This window comes from Pantoea alhagi (assembly GCF_002101395.1).
Classification (GTDB): domain Bacteria; phylum Pseudomonadota; class Gammaproteobacteria; order Enterobacterales; family Enterobacteriaceae; genus Mixta; species Mixta alhagi.
Map to the genome: position 1 here is coordinate 2,895,353 of NZ_CP019706.1, position 22,437 is coordinate 2,917,789.

The 22,437-nt window shown below is 54.6% G+C and carries 18 protein-coding genes; 16 read left to right on the forward strand and 2 right to left on the reverse strand.

The features are described from left to right. Window positions 1–10: 10 nt before the first annotated feature. Complete coding sequence (locus B1H58_RS13560) at window positions 11–670, forward strand: sugar phosphatase (protein WP_085071014.1); 660 nt, start codon at window positions 11–13, stop codon at window positions 668–670. Window positions 671–747: 77 nt separating this feature from the next. Further along, entirely contained in the window at window positions 748–2,583 is a 1,836-nt protein-coding gene (locus B1H58_RS13565) for an SLC13 family permease (RefSeq protein WP_085072318.1), read from the forward strand. A gap of 1 nt (window position 2,584) precedes the next feature. Here B1H58_RS13565 and yfbR read toward each other — a convergent pair whose 3' ends face one another. Together yfbR and B1H58_RS13575 are read right to left on the reverse strand one after the other, a co-directional pair. Next, window positions 2,585–3,184, reverse strand: a complete 600-nt coding sequence (gene yfbR, locus B1H58_RS13570) for a 5'-deoxynucleotidase (RefSeq protein WP_085071015.1) — start codon at window positions 3,182–3,184, stop codon at window positions 2,585–2,587. 109 nt (window positions 3,185–3,293) lie between these two features. Beyond that, window positions 3,294–4,511: a pyridoxal phosphate-dependent aminotransferase gene (locus B1H58_RS13575; RefSeq protein WP_085071016.1), complete on the reverse strand. Its 1,218-nt coding sequence runs from the start codon at window positions 4,509–4,511 to the stop codon at window positions 3,294–3,296. Window positions 4,512–5,503: 992 nt separating this feature from the next. On the opposite strand from B1H58_RS13575, the gene lrhA reads away from it, so the two are divergent. The 14 genes from lrhA (at window position 5,504) to nuoN (ending at window position 22,395) form a co-directional block, all read left to right on the forward strand. Continuing rightward, window positions 5,504–6,430, forward strand: a complete 927-nt coding sequence (lrhA, locus tag B1H58_RS13580) for a transcriptional regulator LrhA (protein WP_085071017.1) — start codon at window positions 5,504–5,506, stop codon at window positions 6,428–6,430. A gap of 661 nt (window positions 6,431–7,091) precedes the next feature. Beyond that, window positions 7,092–7,529, forward strand: a complete 438-nt coding sequence (locus B1H58_RS13585) for an NADH-quinone oxidoreductase subunit A (RefSeq protein ID WP_085071018.1) — start codon at window positions 7,092–7,094, stop codon at window positions 7,527–7,529. 15 nt (window positions 7,530–7,544) lie between these two features. Beyond that, window positions 7,545–8,219, forward strand: coding sequence for a NuoB/complex I 20 kDa subunit family protein (locus B1H58_RS13590; protein WP_085071019.1), 675 nt, complete (start codon window positions 7,545–7,547; stop codon window positions 8,217–8,219). 118 nt (window positions 8,220–8,337) lie between these two features. Further along, window positions 8,338–10,137: an NADH-quinone oxidoreductase subunit C/D gene (gene nuoC / locus B1H58_RS13595; RefSeq protein WP_085071020.1), complete on the forward strand. Its 1,800-nt coding sequence runs from the start codon at window positions 8,338–8,340 to the stop codon at window positions 10,135–10,137. A gap of 2 nt (window positions 10,138–10,139) precedes the next feature. Then, window positions 10,140–10,655 (forward strand): NADH-quinone oxidoreductase subunit NuoE, encoded by a 516-nt coding sequence (gene nuoE / locus B1H58_RS13600; RefSeq protein WP_085071021.1) that lies wholly within the window; start codon window positions 10,140–10,142, stop codon window positions 10,653–10,655. Window positions 10,656–10,657: 2 nt separating this feature from the next. Further along, complete coding sequence (gene nuoF / locus B1H58_RS13605) at window positions 10,658–11,998, forward strand: NADH-quinone oxidoreductase subunit NuoF (RefSeq protein ID WP_208615357.1); 1,341 nt, start codon at window positions 10,658–10,660, stop codon at window positions 11,996–11,998. 333 nt (window positions 11,999–12,331) lie between these two features. Further along, window positions 12,332–15,055: an NADH-quinone oxidoreductase subunit NuoG gene (nuoG, locus tag B1H58_RS13610; protein WP_085071023.1), complete on the forward strand. Its 2,724-nt coding sequence runs from the start codon at window positions 12,332–12,334 to the stop codon at window positions 15,053–15,055. Then, on the forward strand, window positions 15,052–16,029 hold the full coding sequence (gene nuoH, locus B1H58_RS13615; protein WP_085071024.1) for an NADH-quinone oxidoreductase subunit NuoH: 978 nt from the start codon (window positions 15,052–15,054) through the stop codon (window positions 16,027–16,029). The genes nuoG and nuoH overlap by 4 nt, the downstream gene beginning before the upstream one ends. Window positions 16,030–16,042: 13 nt before the next feature. Beyond that, a complete protein-coding gene (nuoI, locus tag B1H58_RS13620; protein ID WP_085071025.1) occupies window positions 16,043–16,585 on the forward strand; it encodes an NADH-quinone oxidoreductase subunit NuoI in 543 nt (180 codons plus the stop codon). A gap of 10 nt (window positions 16,586–16,595) precedes the next feature. Next, window positions 16,596–17,153, forward strand: coding sequence for an NADH-quinone oxidoreductase subunit J (gene nuoJ, locus B1H58_RS13625; protein ID WP_085071026.1), 558 nt, complete (start codon window positions 16,596–16,598; stop codon window positions 17,151–17,153). Beyond that, window positions 17,150–17,452 (forward strand): NADH-quinone oxidoreductase subunit NuoK, encoded by a 303-nt coding sequence (gene nuoK / locus B1H58_RS13630; protein ID WP_085071027.1) that lies wholly within the window; start codon window positions 17,150–17,152, stop codon window positions 17,450–17,452. Before nuoJ ends, nuoK begins: the two co-directional genes overlap by 4 nt. Further along, entirely contained in the window at window positions 17,449–19,284 is a 1,836-nt protein-coding gene (gene nuoL, locus B1H58_RS13635) for an NADH-quinone oxidoreductase subunit L (RefSeq protein WP_085071028.1), read from the forward strand. Before nuoK ends, nuoL begins: the two co-directional genes overlap by 4 nt. Before the next feature lie 126 nt (window positions 19,285–19,410). After that, entirely contained in the window at window positions 19,411–20,931 is a 1,521-nt protein-coding gene (gene nuoM / locus B1H58_RS13640) for an NADH-quinone oxidoreductase subunit M (RefSeq protein ID WP_085071029.1), read from the forward strand. Between the two features lie 6 nt (window positions 20,932–20,937). Further along, on the forward strand, window positions 20,938–22,395 hold the full coding sequence (nuoN, locus tag B1H58_RS13645) for an NADH-quinone oxidoreductase subunit NuoN (protein ID WP_085071030.1): 1,458 nt from the start codon (window positions 20,938–20,940) through the stop codon (window positions 22,393–22,395). Window positions 22,396–22,437 lie beyond the last annotated feature (42 nt).

The following is a 22,437-nucleotide window of genomic DNA, read 5'->3' on the forward strand; positions in this document are numbered from 1 at the left end:
GGAAACGCGAGTGAAGTGTAAAGGTTTTTTGTTTGATTTAGACGGCACGCTGGTCGATTCTTTGCCGGTGGTGGAACGCGCCTGGAGTAACTGGGGCAAGCGTCACGGCATCGACGCGGATGAGATCCTCGATTTTATCCACGGCAAACAGGCTATCACTTCACTGCGTCACTTTATGCGCGGCAGCAGCGAAGAGGAAATCCAGCAGGAATTCCAGCTGCTGGAAAAAACCGAAGCTGAAGATACGGAAGGCGTAACGACGCTGCCGGGCGCCCGTGAACTGCTGGAGCATCTGAACGCGCTGGCCATTCCCTGGGCGATCGTAACTTCTGGGTCGGTACCGGTCGCCTCCGCGCGACGACAGGCGGCAGGACTGCCGTTGCCAACCCATTTTGTCACCGCCGAGCGGGTTAAAAACGGCAAACCTGAACCGGATGCTTACCTGTTAGGCGCAGAGCTGCTTGGCCTGGCGCCTGCTGACTGCGTGGTGGTGGAGGATGCTCCCGCCGGTATTCTTTCCGGCCTTGCCGCCGGCTGTGCGGTCATTGCCGTGAACGCGCCCGCCGATACGCCGCGCCTGGCGAAAACCGCTCTGCAGCTGACCACGCTGACGGCGCTGCGCATCACCAAAGACGATGACGGAACAATCACGGTGCTAACCCAGGCTTGATTGATTTAACCCCGCTACTGCGGGGTTTATTTTATGGCATGCTGCGCGCATTCAGGATTGGTGACGCGGAAAGGGCTGTGAATAGTCAACTTCTTTGGGTAACTGGCCTGCTGGCAATAACCGTCTGGCTGTTTGCGTCCGGCAGGCTGCGTATGGATGTCGTTGCGCTGCTGGTGATTATCGCTTTTGTGCTTAGCGGTACGCTGACGCTGCAGGAAGCGACCATCGGCTTTAGCGATCCCAACGTGATTTTAATTGCCGCGCTGTTTGTGATTGGCGAAGGGCTGGTGCGTACCGGCGTAGCGCTGCAGACCGGTGAATGGCTGATGAAAATCGCCGGCAACAGCGAAAGTAAAATGATTCTCTGGCTAATGCTGACCGTGGCGGCACTGGGCGCGTTTATGAGCTCTACCGGCGTGGTGGCTATCTTTATTCCCGTGGTGCTGAGCGTAGCGGCGAAAATTGGCTCATCGCCCGCCCGGCTTATGATGCCGCTTAGCGTGGCGGGGTTGATTAGCGGCATGATGACGTTAGTGGCCACGCCGCCAAATCTGGTGGTGAACAGTGAACTTCAGCGTGAAGGGCTGGAGGGCTTTAGCTTTTTTGCCGTTACGCCTGTGGGGATAACGGTGCTGGTGCTCGGCATCGGCTATATGCTGATAGCTCGCTACTGGCTGGCCGATTCATCTGCGGAATTTTCATCATCTGCCGCACCGCGCCGCCGCAATTTCCGCGATCTGATTCGCGAATATCGGCTTAGCGGTCGCGCCCGTCGTCTGGCGATCCGTGCCGGTTCGCCGCTGGTGGGCCATCGCCTTGACGATCTCAGGCTGCGGGAAAAATATGGTGCGAATGTGGTTGGCCTGGAGCGCTGGCGCAAGTTTCGACGCGTGATGATTACGGTAACGGGAGAGACAACCTTTCGCAGCGGAGACGTCTTGCTGATTGATATGTCGGCAGCTGAGATCGATCTACGGCAGTTTTGCAGTGAACAGTTGCTGGAACCGTTAATTTTACGCGGCGACTATTTTTCCGATCGCGCACGTGATGTCGGTATGGCCGAGGCCGCTCTGGTTCCCGATTCAGAACTGGCCGGCAAAAGCGTACGCGAGCTGGGTTTCCGTCAACGCTATGGGCTGAGCGTGATCGGTATTCGACGTCGCAACAGCCTGGTGGAAGGCGCGCTGGCGGATGAAATACTGGAGGTAGGGGATATTTTGCTGGTCATCGGTGACTGGCGGCGTATTCAGCAGCTACAGCAGCAGAAACGGGATCTGTTGCTGCTGGCGCTGCCTGCAGAGATCGATGAAGCGGTACCGGCGCACAGCCAGGCACCCCATGCGTTATTCTCCCTGGCGCTGATGGTGGCGCTGATGATTACCGATGTGATCCCCGGCCCGATTGCGGCAATTATCGCCTGTTTGCTGATGGGAAAATTTCGCTGTATCGATATGGAGAGTGCCTATAAAGCCATTCACTGGCCGGGACTCATCCTGATTGCCGGCATGATGCCGTTTGCGCTGGCGTTGCAAAAAATCGGTGGCGTGGCGCTGATTGTGCAGGGATTGATGGATATTGCTGGTGGCAGAGGCCCGCATATTATGCTGCTCTGCCTGTTTATACTCTGTGCCAGCATTGGACTGTTTATTTCCAATACGGCCACCGCCGTGCTGATGGCACCGATTGGCGTAGCGGCAGCGCAGCAGATGGGCGTATCGCCTTATCCTTTCACGATGATTATCGCTATCGCTGCCTCCGCCGCCTTTATGACGCCGGTCTCTTCTCCGGTTAATACGCTGGTTTTAGGGCCAGGCGGTTATCGCTTCGCTGATTTCGTTAAAATTGGCGTTCCCTTTACCCTGGTGGTAATGGTGGTTAGCGTTCTGCTGGTTCCCTTGCTTTTTCCGTTCTGATTTACAGCGGCGTATCCTGCGATATTTCATCCAGCGAAAGGTTAAAACTGGGCACAAACACGGCGATAAAATAGTCCATTTCCTCGCTGCGACGTCGCTCAAGCGTTATTTCCAGGCGCGACAATGCCCGGCGGAACTCATTATTTCCGGCTGAAAGCTCTTCAAGGCATTTCAGATAGGCGCATAGCGCATCGGCCTGCTTGATAATGGCCGTTTCCTCTTCGCTCTGTTGCTGTTCATCCAGCAGCGGACGCCACGCATCCTGCAGCTCGGCAGGAAGCATTTCAATCAGCTTCTGGCGGGCGATCTCTTCGATTTTTTTATATTCATGGGCAATCTGCGCATTGTAATACTTAACCGGCGTCGGCAAATCGCCGGTCAGCACTTCGCTGGCATCATGATAGAGCGCGATCAGCGCAATGCGTTCCGCATTGAGATTACCGTTGAACATGCAGTTTTTTATCAACGCCAGCGCATGCGCGACCATCGCGACCTGTAGGCTATGCTCAGAGACATTTTCCGTTCGCACGTTGCGCATCAACGGCCAGCGATTGATCAGTTTAAGGCGGGAAAGATGGGCAAAGAAATGGCTCTGCTTCATTGAAAAGGTTTCTCCTCTGTACAGACTGTGGAAACCGGCATTTCCGGTCTCCACAGCAACAGTATCGCCTTTTCATTCTCTGCGCTACAGCAGGCAGAGCAGAGGGAGGTTACTGGCGATAGCCCTCCAGGAAACGGCCAAATTTGCCGATGGCCATCTCCAGATCGTCAACGCGCGGCAGAGTCACGATGCGAACATGATCCGGCCACGGCCAGTTGAAAGCCGATCCCTGTACCAGCAGCACTTTTTCCTGTAGCAGAAAATCCAGCACCATTTTTTGGTCGTCGTGCAGGTTGAATTTTTTCGCATCGATACGCGGGAACATATAGAGCGCGCCCTGCGGCTTGACGCAGCTTACGCCAGGGATGTCATTAATCAGTTCCCAGGCACGCTGGCGCTGCTCATAGAGACGTCCACCCGGCATGATAAATTCGCTAATACTCTGGTAGCCGCCCAGCGCTGTCTGGATGGCGTGTTGCGCAGGGACGTTGGCGCAAAGACGCATAGACGCCAGCATCTCCAGCCCTTCAATATAACCTTTGGCATGTTTTTTCGGGCCGTTAAGCACCATCCAACCCTGACGGAATCCTGCAACACGATAAGTTTTTGACAGGCCGTTAAAGGTTACGGTAAGCAAGTCGGGTGCCAGCGCGGCGATAGAGTGATGCTGTGCGGCGTCATAGAGGATTTTGTCGTAAATTTCATCGGCAAAAATAATCAGATTATGTTCGCGGGCAATTTCCACGATCTCCAGCAGCAGCTCTTTGCTGTAGACGGCGCCGGTAGGGTTATTCGGGTTAATAATCACAATACCGCGGGTACGCGGCGTAATTTTGCTGCGAATATCGGCCAGATCCGGAAACCAACCAGCGGATTCATCGCAGAGATAATGCACCGCTTTACCGCTGGAAAGGGAAACCGCAGCGGTCCACAGCGGATAGTCCGGCGCAGGCACCAGCATTTCATCGCCGCTGTTCAACAACGCCTGCATTGACTGAACAATCAGTTCGGATACGCCGTTACCGATATAAATATCTTCTACGGTAACGTCGCGCATATCGCGCGCCTGATAATGCTGCATAATAGCTTTGCGCGCCGTATAGAGCCCTTTTGAATCACAATATCCCTGAGCGCCAGGCAGGTTGCGAATAACATCGACCAGAATCTCATCCGGGGCTTCAAAGCCAAACGGAGCGGGATTGCCAATATTTAATTTCAGAACCTTGTTGCCTTCTTCTTCAAGGCGTTTGGCCTCTTTTAACACCGGACCGCGGATGTCATAACAAACATTATCCAGCTTTGACGATTTTTCGATTGTTGAATTCATTACATGCGCCTTTACTGACAGAACTGCGTTCCTGCCGTGGAAATAAACCCGCTCAATTTACTCTTCTGCTCCTGCGATTTGAAGGGCAGGGCTGGCTTTTGGCGCAACTGAAAGGCAATAAGGAGCTGACTGGTATGCAACGTCAGGCAATCCTGATTAGCTGGATTAAAAAACCAAGATTTCGCTTAACCTCAGCATAAAATGCCAGGTTAATCACCCGGCTGTAAAAATCTCTTCACAGTATGCGAGCTGGATCAGAAAAAGAAACAAATTAAGATAAAAAAAGTAGATTGATACGGAGTGAAACAGTTAAATTTTACTACTTAAAGTGCCGATAACCTGAAAGGGGTATAACGATTAAACGGGTCAGATACTTTTCTGCTGTTTTGCCATCAAACACCCCATTGTGCTTCAGGATGCTTTTCAGCCAGCGAGCCGTTAAAAGCAATCGTTAAAAAAAAGCTCAATAATGCTAAAACGGGGCTTTATTGATAAGAAAAATGCGATTGGGGCTTAAAAATTAGACGTCGTTGTGGCAGGATATCCATCAACGGGCTTTGTGATAAAACAAACACACCTGACTGTAGCCAGAATTAAAAAGGCGGCGGTGAAGGTTAAGTCCGGCGATTTATTGGTTTTTTTGCGTTGCGCAGTTTTGCAAACGCAGTATGTAGATGTTATGAACCAGCGGCCCCGTAGTTAACTTGCCTGAAGTTGGCGCGGTTTCCATCACTAAGCAGGGCGCATTTTGCGTCTACTGTTGCAGCGCTCCGGCGCTGAGTATTTGGTCATTAAATACCGGCGGCACTGGCTGGTCTGTATGCATTCCTCCAGCGGTATTATGAAAAGCAGCTTTTCTTTTTGCAGTGTTGAGCTGTCGCTTCCGGTTTATCGGAGACGTCATTGTTGCCATCTTAAATCTCCGTTTGACATTTGATCGGCGGGAGTAACACCAGGGTAGTTGTTCTTAAAACTTATAAGTGAAGAAAAATATGACTAATGCAAATCGTCCGATACTTAATCTCGATCTCGATCTGCTGAGAACTTTCGTTGCAGTAGCAGATCTCAACACCTTCGCCGCCGCCGCCGCTGCCGTATGCAGGACGCAATCAGCCGTCAGTCAGCAGATGCAGCGTCTGGAGCAGCTGGTAGGCAAAGAACTTTTTGCCCGGCATGGCCGTAATAAGCTGCTGACCGAGCATGGCATTCAGCTGCTCGGCTATGCCCGTAAAATTTTACGTTTCAATGATGAAGCCTGTACCTCGCTGATGTACAGCAACGTTCAGGGTGTGCTGACTATCGGCGCGTCGGACGATACGTCAGATACCATTCTGCCGTTCTTGCTGAACCGCGTGACCTCTGTCTACCCGAAACTGGCGATTGATGTACGCGTGAAGCGCAATCCGTTTATGATGGAAATGCTCAACCAGGGCGAAGTTGACCTGGTAGTGACCACCTCCAGCCCGGGTTCCTTTACTCATCAGGTGCTGCGCACTTCGCCAACGCTGTGGTACTGCGCTGCGGATTATATTTTCCAGCGCGGCGAAGCGATTCCATTGGTGCTGCTGGACGAGCCAAGTCCGTATCGCGATATGGCGATTGACCATCTGAATGAAGCTGGCATTCCATGGCGCATCTCTTACGTGGCCTCTACGCTGGCCGCGGTTCGCGCCGCCGTGAAAGCGGGCCTGGGCGTGACCGCCCGTCCGGTAGAAATGATGAGCCCGGAACTGCGCGTAATGGGCGCGGCTGAAGGCCTGCCGGTGCTGCCGGATACGCAATACCTGCTGTGCCGCAATCCGGACAGTGAAAACGAATTGGCGTTGGCTATTTTCAACGCTATGGAATCCAGCAACGACCCATACAATCTCTCCTTAACAGGGCAGGGCGATGCAATGTTGCTGGATGATGAAGAATAAGTATAAAAATGAGACGGTTTCTCATTTAGAATGCGGTTTCTGATTCTAAACTGTTAAAAAAAGGCCTCTTAGCGCTGTAACGATCTAAGAGGCCTTTTTGTTGCTCTTTTTACTGCTGTTTTTGCCTGTTCCTGGCAACTTCCTGTGTCATTCTGCCTGCCATAATGAAACGCGTTTTTAAAACGTAATGTTTCTTGTTGTAATCAGCCTTTGTTGCGCATTTGCCTAAAAATTACCCGCCTGAATTGTCCGTTATTTTATCAAAAAGGGCAAAAGTGTGTCCTGGATCAAAAAAATAACCCCGCAAAGGGGCAGGAAATCTGACGTTTTCCTGTCAAAATATGTTTGTTAAATGCGCGATCCAACCGTGCAAATACCCACTACACTTAATTTACATTCTCAAACTGACACGATTTAGCTTAATTATTACGCATCATATGTTAATAAAATGCTGCAACTGTAAATTAACGTGTGGATACTTTTGTCAAAGTTGACAAAAGGTTATAGAAAGGGGTAAAAAACCCCATTAAATTGCTGCTTATAGGTTAATGACAGCATAATTTATAAGGTTTTTCATCCTTCCCTTGAATTAATGTGGTGTGTTCTTCGCTATCGGCATCGCAGGACGCTAAACGCCACTTTTGATGAGTAAGCAGAGAGTATGTCAACAACCACAGAAGTTATCGCTCATCACTGGGCATTCGCTGTTTTTATCGTTGTCGCTTTTGGGCTATGTCTCTTTATGCTGGCTGGTGGCTGGCTGTTAGGCGGTCGCGCCCGCGCACGTAATAAAAACACCCCCTTTGAATCAGGTATCGATCCGGTTGGCAGTACGCATTTGCGCCTTTCTGCCAAGTTCTACCTGGTGGCTATGTTCTTCGTTATCTTTGACGTAGAAGCCCTCTTTTTATATGCATGGGCGACTTCTATCCGCGAAAGCGGGTGGGTCGGCTTTGTTGAAGCCACAATTTTCATTTTGGTGCTGTTGGCTGGTCTGGTTTATCTGGTGCGTATTGGTGCGCTGGATTGGGCGCCTGCGCGTCGTCGCGTAGACGTTGATACCGGTAAGGTCACTAACACCAACCCTCAAAAGCAGTAACAGCGAGGCATTAAGATGGACTATACGCTCACCCGCATAGACCCCAACGGTGAGAACGACCGTTATCCCCTGCAAAAACAGGAGATCGTTTCCGACCCTCTGGAGCAGCATGTCCACCGTAGCGTTTATATGGGCAAGCTGGAAAACGCACTGCATGACATGGTGAACTGGGGTCGTAAGAACTCTCTGTGGCCGTTTAACTTCGGCCTCTCCTGTTGTTATGTCGAAATGACCACCTCTTTTACCTCGGTGCATGATGTTGCCCGCTTTGGTTCCGAAGTTATTCGAGCCTCACCGCGTCAGGCTGACTTTATGGTGGTAGCCGGTACGCCATTTACCAAAATGGCCCCGGTTATTCAGCGTTTGTACGATCAGATGCTGGAGCCGAAATGGGTGATTTCCATGGGGGCTTGCGCTAACTCTGGCGGCATGTATGACATCTATTCAGTGGTGCAGGGCGTTGATAAGTTCCTGCCGGTGGATGTGTATATCCCTGGCTGCCCGCCGCGCCCGGAAGCCTATATGCAGGCGCTGCTGCTGTTGCAGGAATCCATTGGTAAAGAACGTCGTCCGCTCTCCTGGGTCGTTGGCGATCAGGGCGTTTATCGCGCCAATATGCAGTCCGAGCGTGAAAGGAAGCGCGGCGATCGCATTGCGGTAACGAACCTGCGTACCCCGGACGAAATTTAAATCAACAATTTATGGATGGGGCCTGACACGCAGCGCAATAATACGACCAACCAACGCGCGCACCTCATCCTGACACCAACGACTTCGTGCCTGTTTTCAGGCCAATGGTGAGTAACGTATGACAGATTTGACCACGCAAGATCTCGCACAGCCTGCATGGCAAACCCGGGATCACCTGGATGATCCAGTGATCGGCGAGTTGCGTAACCGTTTTGGGCCGGATTCCTTTACCGTTCAGCCGACGCGTACCGGCATTCCTGTGGTTTGGGTTAAGCGTGAACAGCTGCTGGAGATAGCAGAATTCCTGCGCAAGCTGCCAAAGCCCTATGTAATGCTGTATGACCTGCATGGCATGGATGAGCGCCTGCGTACCCACCGTAACGGGCTGCCCGCTGCGGATTTTTCTGTTTTCTACCATCTGCTTTCTATTGAGCGCAATAGCGACATTATGCTCAAGGTGGCCTTGTCTGAAAACGACATGCATCTGCCGACGCTGACTAAAATTTTCCCTAACGCCAACTGGTATGAGCGTGAAACCTGGGAGATGTTTGGCGTTACCTTTGACGGCCATCCTCACCTGACGCGCATCATGATGCCGCCGACCTGGGAAGGTCATCCGCTGCGCAAAGACTATCCGGCGCGTGCAACGGAATTCAATCCTTTCGAGCTGACTAAGCAGAAAGAGGATCTGGAGATGGAAGCGCTGCGTTTCAAGCCGGAAGATTGGGGCATGAAGCGTGGCACCGAAAACGAGGACTTTATGTTCCTCAACCTCGGTCCGAACCACCCATCGGCGCACGGTGCATTCCGCATCGTTATGCAGCTGGATGGTGAAGAGATTGTCGACTGTGTGCCTGATATCGGTTACCACCATCGCGGTGCAGAAAAAATGGGTGAGCGCCAGTCCTGGCACAGCTACATCCCTTACACCGACCGCGTGGAATATCTGGGCGGCTGCGTTAACGAAATGCCTTACGTGCTGGCGGTTGAAAAGCTGGCGGGCATCGTGGTGCCGGATCGCGTTAATGTCATTCGCGTGATGCTCTCTGAGCTGTTCCGCATCAACAGCCATCTGCTTTATATCTCTACGTTTATTCAGGACGTCGGTGCCATGTCGCCGGTGTTCTTTGCTTTTACCGATCGCCAGAAAATTTATGACGTTGTAGAAGCCATTACCGGCTTCCGTATGCACCCCGCCTGGTTCCGTATCGGCGGCGTTGCCCACGATCTGCCGAAAGGCTGGGAACGTCTGCTGCGTGAATTCCTCGACTGGATGCCGAAGCGCCTGAAGGAATATGAAACCGTGGCGCTGAAAAACAGCGTGCTGGTAGGCCGTGCTAAAGGCGTTGCCTGCTACGGGAAAGATGAAGCGCTGGCCTGGGGTTCTACCGGCGCGGGTCTGCGCGCCACCGGCATCGACTTTGACGTGCGTAAATGGCGCCCTTACTCCGGTTATGAAAACTTCGATTTCGAAGTCCCGGTGGGCGGCGGCGTCAGCGACGCTTACACCCGCGTGATGTTAAAAATGGAAGAGATGCGTCAGAGTCTGCGTATTCTGGAGCAGTGCCTGAACAACATGCCGGCCGGGCCGTTTAAGGCCGATCACCCGCTGACCACGCCACCGCCGAAAGAGCGTACGCTGCAGCATATTGAAACCCTGATTACCCACTTCCTGCAGGTCTCCTGGGGACCGGTAATGCCTGCGAACGAATCTTTGCAGATGATCGAGGCCACCAAGGGGATCAACAGCTACTACCTGACCAGCGACGGCAGCACCGTAAGCTATCGCACGCGTATTCGTACGCCAAGCTTCCCGCACCTGCAGCAGATCCCATCAGTGATCCGCGGCAGCCTGGTATCCGATCTGATCGTTTACCTGGGTAGTATCGATTTTGTTATGTCAGACGTGGACCGCTAATTATGCACGATCAAAAAATTGCTATCGAAACGATCGACCCGACCGAGGTCTTTGAACTGAGTGCAGCAGAACGCGACGCGATTGAGCATGAAAAACACCATTATGAAGATGCACGCGCAGCCTCAATCGAAGCGCTGAAAATCGTGCAGAAGCAACGCGGCTGGGTGCCGGATGGTGCCATTAATGCCATTGCTGAAGTGTTAGGCATTCCCGCCAGCGATGTAGAAGGGGTTGCTACCTTTTACAGCCAGATTTTCCGTCAGCCGGTTGGCCGACACGTGATCCGCTATTGCGACAGCGTGGTTTGTCATATCACCGGTTATCAGGGCATTCAGGCGGCGCTGGAGCAGTCGCTGAATATCAAACCGGGCCAGACCACCACGGATGGCCGCTTTACGCTGCTGCCAACCTGCTGCCTGGGTAACTGTGATAAAGGTCCGACCATGATGGTGGATGAAGATACGCACGTTCACCTGACGCCGGAAAATATTCCATCGTTACTGGAGCAGTATCAATGACAATAAAAGAGATCATTCGTACTGCGGAAACCCATCCGCTGACCTGGCGTATGCGTGACGACAAGCAGCCGGTGTGGTTTGACGAATACCGTAGCAAAAATGGCTATGCCGGCGCGGAAAAAGCGCTGAAAGGCCTGGCGCCTGACGAAATCGTTGCGATAGTTAAAGACTCCGGCCTGAAAGGGCGCGGCGGCGCAGGCTTTTCCACCGGTCTGAAGTGGAGCCTGATGCCGAAAGATGAGTCGATGAATATCCGTTACCTGCTCTGTAACGCCGATGAGATGGAGCCGGGTACCTATAAAGACCGCCTGCTGATGGAGCAAATGCCGCACCAGCTGGTGGAAGGGATGCTGATCAGCGCTTTTGCGCTGAAAGCGTACCGTGGCTATATCTTCCTGCGCGGTGAATATATTGAGGCGGCGGTACATCTGCGTCGCGCCATCGCCGAGGCTACCGAAGCGGGCTTCCTGGGTAAAAATATTCTCGGCACCGGCTTTGATTTCGAACTGATCGTCCATACCGGCGCTGGCCGCTATATCTGCGGCGAAGAGACGGCGTTGATTAACTCACTGGAAGGACGTCGCGCCAACCCGCGTTCCAAACCGCCATTCCCGGCCTCTGCCGGTGCTTGGGGCAAGCCGACCTGCGTTAATAACGTGGAAACCCTCTCTAACGTGCCGGCCATTCTGGCCAATGGTGTGGAGTGGTACAAGGGGCTGTCGAAGAGCGAAGATGCCGGTACCAAAATGATGGGCTTCTCTGGTCGGGTAAAAAATCCAGGCGTCTGGGAGCTGCCTTTCGGCATCACGGCGCGTGAAATTCTGGAAGATTATGCGGGCGGCATGCGTGACGGGCTGAAGTTTAAAGCCTGGCAGCCGGGCGGCGCAGGCACAGACTTCCTGACCGAACAGCATCTGGATCTGCCAATGGAATTTGCCAGCATCGGCAAAGCGGGCAGCCGTCTGGGTACCGCGCTGGCGATGGCTGTGGATCACGAAATCAATATGGTTTCGCTGGTGCGCAACCTGGAAGAGTTTTTTGCCCGCGAATCCTGCGGCTGGTGTACGCCATGTCGCGACGGCCTGCCGTGGAGCGTGAAAATTCTGCGCGCCCTGGAGCAGGGCAAAGGGCAGCCGGGAGATATCGAAACGCTACTGCAGCTTTGTCGTCAGTTGGGCCCAGGTAAAACATTTTGTGCGCATGCACCCGGTGCCGTAGAGCCATTACAAAGCGCGATCAAATACTTCCGTGAAGAGTTTGAAGCCGGTATCGCGCCGCAGGTGTTTGGTAATACGCGTGCCATTAACGGCATTCAGCCGAACCTGCTCAAAGCGCGCTGGTAAAACAGAGCAGCAACGGAAAAGGTGCGCACCGCTTACCCAAAGCATTTCGGGTTGCGACAAGGCGGCAACTGAATGAATCCCGCGAGCTCACATCAGTAAGTGAATGCGGTGAGTGAAGGCAGCCAACACCGCTGCGGCCTGAAAGGCGAAGGGATTACCCAAAGCATTTCGGGTTGCGACAAGGCGGCAACTGAATGAATCCCGCGAGCTTACATCAGTAAGTGAGTGCGGTGAGTGAAGGCAGCCAACACCGTTGCGGCCTGAAAGGCGAAGGGTAAAGAAGAATTGTGTTTAACGCTCGGTGATGCCGAGCCTTACGGAAGCATGTTCACTATGGCTACAATTCATGTAGACGGTAAAGAATATGAGGTAGATGGAGCGGACAACCTGCTACAGGCGTGTCTCTCCCTTGGCCTGGATATTCCTTATTTTTGCTGGCATCCGGCGCTGGGAAGCGTGGGTGCCTGCCGCCAGTGCGCGGTAAAGCAATACCAAAACGCTGAAGATACCCGCGGTCGCCTCGTCATGTCCTGCATGACGCCTGCTGCCGACGGTACCTTCATTTCTATCGACGATGGCGAAGCGAAAGAGTTCCGTGAAAGCGTGGTCGAGTGGCTGATGACCAACCACCCACACGATTGTCCGGTATGTGAGGAAGGCGGCAACTGTCATCTGCAGGATATGACGGTGATGACCGGCCACAGCTTCCGTCGCTATCGTTTCACCAAGCGTACCCATCGTAATCAGGATCTGGGGCCGTTTATCTCCCATGAGATGAACCGCTGTATCGCCTGTTACCGCTGTGTGCGTTACTACAAAGATTATGCGGACGGCAAAGATCTGGGCGTATATGGCGCGCATGACAACGTCTATTTTGGTCGCCCGGAAGATGGCACGCTGGAAAGCGAATTCTCCGGTAACCTGGTAGAGATCTGCCCGACCGGCGTGTTCACTGATAAAACCCACTCCGAACGCTATAACCGTAAATGGGATATGCAGTTTGCGCCCAGCATCTGCCAGCAGTGCAGCGTCGGCTGTAACACCAGCCCGGGCGAGCGCTATGGTGAGCTGCGCCGTATTGAAAACCGTTATAACGGCAGCGTGAACCACTATTTCCTTTGCGACCGTGGCCGTTTTGGCTATGGCTACGTTAATCGCAAAGATCGTCCACGTCAGCCGATGCAGCGTCGCGGCAACGACTGGGTAGCGCTGAATGCTGAGCAGGCGATGCAGGGCGCGGCGGATATTCTGCGTCAGGCGAAAAAAGTGATCGGTATTGGCTCACCACGTGCCAGCGTAGAAAGCAACTTTGCGCTGCGTGAACTGGTTGGCGCGGCTAACTTCTCAACCGGCATGCCAGCTGGCGAGCAGGCGCGTCTGGAACTGATGCTGAAAGTGCTGCGTGAAGGCGGTATCCATACGCCCGCGCTGCGTGAAATTGAAAGCTACGATGCGGTGCTGGTGCTGGGCGAAGATCTGACCCAAACCGGCGCGCGCGTAGCGCTCTCCGTACGTCAGGCGGTGAAAGGTAAAGCACGCGAAATGGCGGCGGCGCAGAAAGTAGCCGACTGGCAAATCGCGGCGATCATGAACATTGGTCAGCACGCGAAACATCCGCTGTTTGTCACCAACGTTGATGAAACCCGTCTGGATGATATCGCAGCCTGGAGCTACCGCGCGCCGGTGGAAGATCAGGCGCGTCTCGGTTTCGCTATCGCCCACGCGCTGGACGCGAGTGCACCGGCAGTGAGCGATTTCGACAGCAGCCTGAACGGTAAACTTGACGTTATTGTCCAGGCGCTGGCCGGGGCGAAGAAACCGCTGATTATCTCCGGTACACATTCTGGCAGTGAGGCGATGATCGAGGCGGCGGCGAACGTCGCTAAAGCGCTGAAAGGGCGCGGTGCCGATGTCGGCATTACGCTGCTGGCTTCCGCAGCGAACAGCGTGGGCCTTGGCATGATCGGCGGCAATACGCTGGACGATGCGCTGACGCAGCTGGAAAACGGCAGCGCCGACGCGGTGGTGATCCTGGAAAACGATCTTTATCGTCATGCGCCGAAAGCGAAAGTGGATGCCGCACTGCGCAACGCCGACAGCATTATCGTGGTCGATCATCAGCGCACGGCAACCATGGAAAAAGCGGGTCTGATTCTGTCAGGCGCCAGCTTTGCCGAGAGCGATGGCACGCTGATAAACCAGGAGGGCCGCGCTCAGCGCTTCTTCCAGGTTTACGATCCCTCTTACTACGACTCAACGGTGGTGATGCTGGAAAGCTGGCGCTGGCTGCACTCGCTACACAGCGCGCTGGAAAGCCGTCACGTCGACTGGACGCAGCTGGATCATGTGATTGATGCCGTGGTTGTGGCGCTGCCGCAGCTGAAAGGCATTAAAGATGCCGCGCCGGATGCCTCGTTCCGTATTCGTGGTCAGAAACTGTCGCGTTCGCCACATCGTTCCAGCGGACGTACCGCCGCGCGCGCTAATATCAGTGTGCATGAGCCGCGTCAGCCGCAGGATATGGACACCATGTTCTCCTTCTCTATGGAAGGGAACAACCAGCCCAGCGCGCCGCGCTCTGAGATTCCTTTCGCCTGGGCGCCAGGCTGGAACTCACCGCAGGCGTGGAACAAGTTCCAGGATGAAGTGGGCGGCAAACTGCGTAACGGCGATCCGGGCGTGCGCCTGTTTGAAGCAACGACGGGGCAACTGGAGTGGTTTACCCGGGTGCCAACCGCCTTTGCCCGCAACGGCGGCTGGCGTGTTGCGCCTTACTACAATCTGTTCGGCAGCGAAGAGATGTCGCAGCGCGCGCCGGTTATTCAGCAGCGTATGCCGCAGGCCGCTCTGGTGATTAACCCGGCCGATGCCGCTCAGCTTGGCGTTAACGTCGGTACGGCAGTGGAGTTCAACTGCTCTGGTGAAACGCTGCGCTTGCCTGTGCGCTTTTCTGACGCACTGCAGGCAGGGCAGGTAGGTTTACCGCTGGGCATGCCGGGCGTACCGCCATTCCTGTCGGGCACGACTATTGAGACTCTGCGGGAGGCGGCACAATGAGCTGGTTGACACCGGACGTTATCGATATCTTGCTGGGCATTCTCAAGGCGATTGTCATCCTGCTGGTGGTGGTCTCCTGCGGTGCCTTTATGAGCTTCGCCGAGCGCCGTCTGCTGGGCCTGTTCCAGAACCGCTACGGGCCTAACCGTGTCGGCTGGGGCGGCTCGCTGCAGTTGGTGGCGGATATGATCAAAATGTTCTTTAAAGAGGACTGGGTCCCGCCGTTCACCGATCGCTTTATTTTTACGCTGGCTCCGGTTATCGCCTTCGTTTCACTGCTGTTAGCGTTCGCCATTGTGCCGGTCAGTCCGACATGGATGGTGACCGATCTTAACATCGGGCTGCTGTTCTTCCTGATGATGGCGGGTCTGGCGGTTTACGCGGTGCTGTTCGCCGGTTGGGCGAGTAACAACAAATACTCCCTGCTGGGCGCAATGCGTGCCTCTGCACAGACGCTGAGCTACGAGGTGTTTCTCGGGCTGTCGCTGATGGGCGTGGTGGCGCAGGCCGGTTCGTTCAACATGAACGACATCGTTAATAATCAGGCGCATCTGTGGAACATTATTCCGCAGTTCTTTGGCTTCCTGACCTTTTGTATTGCTGGCGTAGCGGTGTGCCACCGTCATCCGTTTGACCAGCCGGAAGCGGAGCAGGAGCTGGCAGATGGTTACCACATCGAATATTCCGGTATGAAGTTCGGTCTGTTCTTCGTGGGCGAATATGTGGCGATTACCACGGTTTCCGCGCTGATTGTTACGCTGTTTTTCGGCGGCTGGCACGGACCATGGCTGCCGCCCTTCATCTGGTTCGCCATTAAAACCGCGTTCTTTATGATGATGTTTATTCTGATTCGTGCTGCGCTGCCGCGTCCGCGCTATGACCAGGTAATGTCCTTCGGCTGGAAAGTATGTCTGCCGTTGACGCTGTTGAACCTGCTGGCTACCGCCGCAGTGATTCTGTACAACGCGCAGTAAAGGGGTTGTAACCATGACATTAAAAGACATTATTGTCGGTTTTGGCACCCAGGTACGCAGTATCTGGATGATGAGCCTGCATGCCTTCGCGAAGCGTGAAACGCAGATGTATCCGGAGGAGCCGGTTTATCTGCCGCCCCGCTATCGTGGTCGTATTGTACTGACGCGCGATCCCGATGGGGCAGAGCGTTGCGTTGCGTGCAACCTGTGCGCCGTCGCCTGTCCGGTCAGCTGTATTTCGCTGCAGAAAGCGGAGACGGTGGATGGTCGCTGGTATCCGGAATTTTTCCGCATCAACTTTTCACGCTGCATTTTCTGCGGCATGTGCGAAGAGGCTTGCCCGACCACGGCGATCCAGCTTACGCCCGATTTCGAGCTGGGCGAGTTCAAGCGTCAGGATCTGGTGTACGAGAAAGAAGACCTGCTGATTTCAGGGCCGGGCAAATACCCGGAATACAACTTCTACCGTATGGCAGGCATGGCGATCGAAGGGAAAGACAAGGGCGAAGCGGAAAACGAAGCCAAACCCATCGACGTCAAAGGCTTGTTACCTTAAGGAGCCCGGCATGGAATTTGCGTTTTATCTTTGTGGTCTGGTGGCGGTGCTAACCACGCTACGCGTGATTACCCACACCAACCCGGTACATGCGTTGCTGTACCTGATTGTTTCGCTGCTGGCAGTTGCTGGCGTCTTCTTTTCGCTTGGCGCCTACTTTGCTGGTGCGCTGGAGATCATCGTCTACGCCGGGGCCATTATGGTGCTGTTCGTCTTCGTGGTGATGATGCTTAACCTTGGCAAGTCGGTTGAGGAACAGGAGCGCCAGTGGCTGCAGCCTTCGCTGTGGATTGGGCCGGGCCTGGTGTCGCTGCTGCTGTTGGCGGTAATGGTGTACGCCATTATGAGCGCCAATGACCAGGGCATCGACGGCACGGTAATCGATGCGAAAGCGGTCGGTATCAGCCTGTTCGGCCCTTATGTACTGGCAGTTGAGCTAGCCTCCATGCTGTTGCTGGCAGGTCTGGTGGTTGCGTTCCATATCGGACGTGAAGATCGTCATGGCGAAGTGCTTAGCAACCGCGTCAGCGATGCAGCGGTTGCGAAAACAAAGGAGGAACGCGCATGATCCCTCTACAACATGGACTGATTCTGGCAGCCATACTGTTTGTCCTCGGACTCACGTCGCTGGTGCTGCGTCGTAATCTGCTGTTTATGTTAATCGGTCTGGAAATCATGATTAACGCCTCGGCTCTGGCGTTAGTGGTGGCGGGAAGCTACTGGGGGCAAGCAGATGGTCAGGTGATGTATATCCTGGCGATCAGCCTTGCCGCAGCGGAGGCCAGCATTGGCCTGGCGCTGTTGCTGCAGCTCTACCGCCGTCGTCAAACCCTGAACATTGACACAGTGAGCGAGATGCGCGGATGAATCTTCTTTACTTAACCATACTGCTTCCGCTGATCGGCTTTTTGCTGCTGGCGTTTTCCCGCGGCCGCTGGTCAGAAAACCTGTCTGCTACTGTTGGCGTGGGTTCAATCGGGCTGGCGGCGCTGGTCACTGCCTGGGTCGGCATCGATTTCTTTAACCATGATCGTACGCTGTTTACCCAGGCGTTGTGGACCTGGATGCATGTCGGTAACTTTAATATCGGTGTAACCCTGACGCTGGATGGTCTCTCACTGACCATGTTGTCGGTGGTAACCGGCGTCGGCTTCTTTATTCACATGTTCGCCTCCTGGTATATGCGTGGGGAAGAGGGTTATTCGCGCTTCTTCGCCTATACCAACCTGTTTATCGCCAGCATGGTGGTTCTGGTACTGGCCGATAACCTGTTGCTGATGTATCTCGGCTGGGAAGGCGTGGGCCTCTGTTCTTATCTGCTGATTGGTTTCTATTACACCAATCCGGATAACGGCAAGGCGGCGATGAAGGCGTTTATCATTACCCGCGTGGGTGATGTGTTCCTCGCCTTTGCGCTGTTCATTCTCTATAACGAGCTGGGCACGCTGAACTTCCGTGAAATGGTCGAGCTGGCACCCGCGCACTTCGCTGCTGATAACCATATGCTGCAGTGGGCAACGCTGATGCTGTTGGGCGGCGCGGTCGGTAAATCGGCGCAGCTGCCGTTGCAGACCTGGCTTGCTGATGCGATGGCGGGTCCGACGCCGGTTTCGGCGTTGATCCACGCGGCAACCATGGTGACCGCGGGCGTTTATCTGATCGCCCGTACCCATGGGCTGTTCCTGATGACGCCGGAAGTGCTGCATCTGGTGGGTATCGTTGGTGCGGTGACGCTGGTGCTGGCAGGTTTTGCGGCGCTGGTACAGACCGATATCAAACGTGTACTGGCCTATTCCACCATGAGCCAGATCGGTTATATGTTCCTGGCGTTGGGCGTTCAGGCATGGGATGCCGCTATTTTCCACCTGATGACTCACGCCTTCTTTAAAGCGCTGCTGTTCCTTTCTTCCGGTTCGGTGATTCTGGCCTGCCACCATGAGCAGAACATTTTCAAAATGGGCGGCCTGCGTAAAAGCATTCCGCTGGTTTATGTCTGCTTCCTGGTGGGGGGGGCGGCGCTGGCTGCGCTGCCGCTGGTTACCGCTGGCTTCTACAGTAAGGATGAGATCCTGTTCGGCGCACTGGCGAACGGGCATGTCAATCTGATGGTTGCCGGTTTAGTCGGTGCTTTCCTGACCTCGATTTACACCTTCCGCATGATCTTTATCGTGTTTCACGGTGAAGAGAAAATTCATGCGCATGCAGGCAAAGGGATCACGCATCATCTGCCTCTTATCGTGCTGCTGGTTCTTTCCACCTTTATTGGCGCGCTGATTACGCCGCCGCTGGCTGGCGTACTGCCAGCCAGCGAACATGGCGAAGCGGGTAAAATGGGGCTGGAAATTGCGTCGGGCGTGGTAGCCATCGTCGGCATTCTGATTGCCGCCTGGCTCTGGCTCGGCAAGCGTACGCTGGTAACCAGCGTGGCGCGCAGCGCTCCGGGGCGTTTCTTCGGCACCTGGTGGTTCGCCGCATGGGGCTTCGACTGGCTGTATGACAAAATTTTCGTTAAGCCTTATTTAGGCATCGCCTGGCTGCTGTCACGCGATCCGCTGAATATGCTGCTGAATACGCCGGCTCTGGTATCACGCCTGGCGAATAAAGGGCTGGCGGTAAGCGAAAATGGTTATCTGCGCTGGTACGTCGCTTCCATGAGCATCGGTGCCGTTGTGGTGCTGGCGTTGCTGCTGGTGATGTAAGGTTAGTGAGCGGGATGCGGCGTTGCTGCCTCCCACCCGATAAGCTTGTGAAAAAACCTGAGGTTGGGCTGACCGGTTATCTTTGCCGGCGGCTCATGCAGGACTAGAAAAGGGACCGTAACCGCCATGTTATTACCTTGGCTAATTGTTATCCCATTTGTTGGCGGCTTTCTGTGCTGGCTCGCTGAGCGCTTAGGCGCGAAGACGCCGCGCTGGATTGCGCTGATTACAATGGGCTTGACGCTGGCGCTTTCACTGCAGCTCTGGTTGCAGGGAGGCTATTCACTGACCCAGGCGGCAGGTTTGCCGCAGTGGCAATCTGAGTTCTCCGTTCCCTGGATCCCGCGCTTCGGCATCGCTTTCCACCTTGCACTGGATGGCCTGTCGCTGCTGATGGTGGTGCTGACTGGCCTGCTGGGCCTGATGGCAGTGCTCTGTTCCTGGAATGAAATTGAGAAATATCAGGGCTTTTTCCACCTCAATCTGATGTGGATCCTCGGTGGCGTTATCGGCGTGTTCCTTGCCATCGATATGTTCCTGTTCTTTTTCTTCTGGGAAATGATGCTGGTGCCGATGTACTTCCTCATCGCGCTCTGGGGTCATAAGGCATCGGACGGGAAAACCCGTATCACTGCCGCCACCAAATTCTTCATTTATACCCAGTCCTCTGGCCTGGTAATGTTGATTGCGATTCTTGGCCTGGTGTTTGTGCATTACCGCGCGACCGGCGTCTGGACGTTTAACTATGAAGAGTTGCTGCACACTCCAATGTCACGTGGCGTGGAGTATCTGCTGATGCTCGGCTTCTTTATCGCCTTTGCGGTAAAAATGCCGGTGGTGCCGCTACATGGCTGGTTGCCGGATGCGCACAGCCAGGCACCAACCGCCGGTTCCGTGGACCTGGCCGGGATCCTGCTCAAAACCGCCGCTTACGGTCTGCTGCGCTTTAGCCTGCCGCTGTTCCCGAATGCGTCGGCGGAGTTTGCGCCTGTTGCAATGTGGCTGGGGATTATCGGTATTTTCTATGGCGCATGGATGGCGTTCTCACAAACCGATATCAAACGCCTGATCGCCTACACCTCGATTTCCCATATGGGCTTCGTGCTGATCGCCATCTATACCGGCAACCAGCTCGCTTTCCAGGGCGCGGTGGTGCAGATGATTGCGCATGGCCTGTCGGCTGCGGCGCTGTTTATCCTGTGCGGCCAGCTTTATGAGCGCCTGCATACACGTGATATGCGTGAGATGGGTGGTCTGTGGTCACGCCTGAAGTGGATACCGGGTCTGTCGCTGTTCTTTGCGGTGGCCAACCTTGGCATGCCGGGCACCGGTAACTTTGCTGGCGAATTTATGATTCTGACCGGCAGTTTCCAGGTGGTACCGACGATTATCGTTATCGCGACTTTTGGTCTGGTGTTTGCTTCTGTTTACTCGCTGATCATGATGCAGCGCGCCTATTATGGTGCGCCAAAGTCGGAAACGCCGCTGCGCGGCATGTCCGCACGTGAGTTCATCATGATCATGGTGCTGGTGGTTCTGCTGGTGCTGCTTGGAGTCTATCCGCAGCCGATTCTGGACACCTCACACGCTGCAATGAGCAACATTCAGCAGTGGTTTACCGCTTCAATTTCAACTACAAGGCCGTAATTCGCCATGACAATAACTCCTCAACAACTGATCGCGCTGCTGCCGCTGTTGATCGTCGGATTGACGGTGGTGGTTGTGATGCTGTCCATTGCGTGGCGACGCAACCATTTTGCCAATGCGACGCTGACCGTGATTGGCCTTAACCTGGCGCTGTTGTCACTTTGGTTTGTGGGCCAGGCAGGACCGATGGACGTCACGCCGCTGCTGCGCGTTGATGGTTTCTCGATGTTCTATACCGGGATGGTGATGCTGGCGAGTCTGGCCACCTGCACCTTCGCCTATCCGTGGCTGCAGGGCTTCAGCGATAACTGCGACGAGTTCTATCTGCTGGTGCTGATTGCCGCGCTGGGCGGCGTGGTGCTGGCAAGCGCCAACCATATGGCTTCGCTGTTTATCGGTGTGGAACTGCTGTCGTTGCCGCTGTTTGGCCTGATTGGCTACGCTTTCCGTCAGAAACGTTCGCTGGAAGCGGCGCTGAAATATACCATCCTGTCGGCAGCGGCCTCATCCTTCCTGCTGTTTGGTATTGCGCTGGTATATGCCGATGCCGGTAGCCTGAGCTTTGTGGAACTGGGTAAAAACCTGAGTGACACCGTGCTGCACCAGCCGCTGCTGCTGCTGGGTCTTGGCATGATGATTATTGGTCTGGGCTTTAAACTGTCGCTGGTGCCGTTCCATCTCTGGACGCCAGACGTGTATCAGGGCGCGCCTGCTCCGGTCTCAACCTTCCTGGCGACCGCCAGCAAGATCGCCATTTTTGGCGCGCTGATGCGTCTGTTTATGTATGCTCCGGCTACCGATAGCGAAGCGGTGCGCAACGTGCTGGCGATTATCGCTGTGGTTTCCATCCTGTTTGGTAACCTGCTGGCGATCAGTCAGAGCAATATTAAGCGTCTGTTGGGTTACTCCTCTATCTCGCATCTGGGTTATTTACTGGTTGCGCTGATTGCGGTGCAGTCTCATCAGATGTCACTGGAAACCGCCGGTGTTTATCTGGCTGGCTACCTGTTCAGCAGCATCGGTGCCTTTGGCGTAGTGAGCCTGATGTCCAGCCCGTATCGTGGCCCGGATGCCGACTCGCTTTACTCCTATCGCGGCCTGTTCTGGCATCGTCCGGTGCTGTCGGCCGTGATGACAGTAATGATGCTGTCGCTGGCCGGTATTCCAATGACGTTGGGCTTTATTGGTAAGTTCTATGTGATCGCGCTGGGCGTTAGTGCCTCGCTGTGGTGGCTGACCGGTGCGGTGGTATTAGGCAGCGCCATTGGCCTCTATTACTATCTGCGCGTTACCGTTAGCCTCTATCTTAGCCCGCCTGAGCTGCATACGCGCGATACGCCAGCCAACTGGGCGTTTACCGCGGGCGGCATCGTGGTGCTGATTTCCGCCATTCTGGTTCTGCTGCTGGGCGTTTACCCACAGCCGCTGATCAGACTGGTGCAAATGGCACAGCCGCTGATGTAAGACAGCCGATAAAGAGAAAGCCCTGTATCGCTACAGGGCTTT